This is a genomic window from Sphingobium ummariense RL-3 (assembly GCF_000447205.1).
GTDB classification, from domain to species: Bacteria; Pseudomonadota; Alphaproteobacteria; order Sphingomonadales; family Sphingomonadaceae; genus Sphingobium; species Sphingobium ummariense.
Window position 1 is genome coordinate 1 of the sequence record NZ_AUWY01000104.1, and the last position, 2,098, is coordinate 2,098.

General features: G+C 73.1%; 2 protein-coding genes. Both read right to left on the reverse strand.

What is annotated here, in order from left to right; genetic code table 11:
* A partial coding sequence (locus tag M529_RS0124860; RefSeq protein WP_031295133.1) for a PHP domain-containing protein occupies window positions 1-682 on the reverse strand: 682 nt, incomplete at its 3' end.
* On the reverse strand, window positions 679-2,094 hold the full coding sequence (locus tag M529_RS39420) for a Y-family DNA polymerase (protein ID WP_236617701.1): 1,416 nt from the start codon (window positions 2,092-2,094) through the stop codon (window positions 679-681). The genes M529_RS0124860 and M529_RS39420, both read right to left, overlap by 4 nt.
* Window positions 2,095-2,098: the final 4 nt, after the last annotated feature.

A 2,098-nucleotide genomic window follows, 5' to 3' on the forward strand; every position in this document is an offset into this window, starting at 1 on the left:
CGTCGCGGCGCAGCGGCGCGCCGAGCCAGATCCGGCCCGGCGCCAGACGGGCCAAGCGGAGCAGCAGCGCTTCGAGATCGGCGGGCGGCGCCGGGGGAACAAGGCTGAGATGCCCCTGCCGGATCGCTTCCGGAGAGGGGCGGTCGTCATGTTCATAGTCCACCGGCTTGCGATGCGCAGTCTGGGCGGTCGCGGTGGAGGTGGGCAGGACGATCAGAAGCTGGTCGGTCAGATGGACGGTCAGATCCTCATAGGTGAGAATGCAGTCGCCCTTGACCGAACGGAGATTGCCGCGGGTCAGCAATTTGGTGAGCTCGCCCCAGCCCCGGCGCGTCGCGGGATAGGCGATGATGTCGGGCGTGCCGTCGGCGAAGACCAGCCGAGCGCCGACAATCAGGCGCAGGTCGCTCTCGCAGCCGCGCGCCTCCGCTTCGGTCAGTTCGGATGGCTCCCCCCTCTCCTTCTTCGCCTCGCGCAGCGCCTCGCGCGCCTTTTCCGATGCTTTTTTGCGAGCGACATGCGCGCGCACCACGCCGGCCACCGTGTTGCGGTCGGCGATGCCCAAGCCCTTGAGGCCGAGCGCCATCGCCTGCGCCACCATGTCGGAGGCATGGGACGCGCCGCGCAGGAAGGAGAAGTTGGTGGCCGCCACCAGCTCCGCAAAGGGAGGCGGATCGCTCATGCGAAGAGGCCGTGCACATACCAGCGCGGATGCGCCGCCTCCGTGCCGTAGAGGCCGTGGCGGAAGATCCAGTAGCGGCGTCCGCGCGCATCCTCGACCCGATAATAGTCGCGGGTGCGGCCGATGCTCTGTCCTTCGACCGCGCCGTCCCTGGCCTGCCACCACTCCGGTGCGATCCGTTCCGGTCCCTCGAAGCGGGTCACTTCGTGCAGGGCGCGGCGCCAGCGGAAGCGGTGCGGGGGACCGTCGGGCACCTCCGCCACCACCTCGATCGGCTGGGGCGGGTCGAACAGGTGGAGCGGGCGCATCGGCGGGTCGCTGGCCTCCTGCCACTCCGGCCAGGCGGCGGGCGCACGGTTCTCGATCGCCGGCAGGGCGAGCTGCGCCTGTTCGGGGATGTGGCTGTCGCCGGGCACCAGCCGGCGGATGCGCTGGCGCCCGGCGCGGATCGAAAGGCGGTCGACCAGCGCGGCGACGCTCTCCTCGCGGCGCACGGTCCCACCCTCCAGCGCAAGCTGGGTCGGCGCCATCGGCTCGGCGCGCGGGACGGTGAGGCGCAGCATGTCGAAGCCGAAACCGGGATCGAGCGGATCGGACAGGGCGTCGATCCGTTCCCGCACCAGCCGCATGATCGCGGGCGCGTCGCGCACCGGCAGGCCGGTTTCGACCCGCAGCGGAAAGGCAAGCCCGTCGCTGCGAAAGAAGAGCGCTTCGAACTTCCGGCCGCCCTGGCCGCGCTCGGCGAGGTGCTCGCCCGCCTCGGCCGCCATCTCCTCCAGCACCTGAAGGGCATGGGCGGTGCTGGCCATCGGCTCGGCGAAGCGACGCTCGACCCGCAGCGCGGGGCGCGGGCGGCGGGGCGCGAGCGGGCGCTGGCCGAGGCCCAGCAGCCGGTGGAGCGCATCGACCGCCTCCTCGCCGAAGCGGGCGGCGAGCGCCGCGGCCGGGCGCGCGGCGAGATCCGCAACGGTGCGCAGGCCCGCTCGACGAAGCGCGGTCGCGCTGTCGGGCTCCAGCCCCAAAGCCTCGACCGGCAGGCGGCGCACCGCCGCGTCCTCGTCCGGAGCGGGGGCGGTGGGAAATCGGGCCAGCGCATGCGCCGCCTCGGGTGTGCCGGCCAGCGCATGGCGGACCGTGAGCCCGGCGCCTTCCAGCCGATCGGCCGCCGCGCGGGCCAGCGCCTCCTCCCCGCCCCACAGATGGGCACAGCCGGTGATGTCGAGCATCAGCCCGTGCGGCGGATCGAGCGCGACGACCGGGGTATAGCGGGCGCAGCCGTCGCACAGCCGTTCCAGCCAGTCCTGGTCGGCATGGGGATCGAGGTCGAAGACGCGCAAGCCCGGCTCCTGCGCGCGGGCGTCGGCCAGCGACATGGCCGGCGCGAGGCCCAGGGCCAGCGCATCGCCCTCCAGCGCC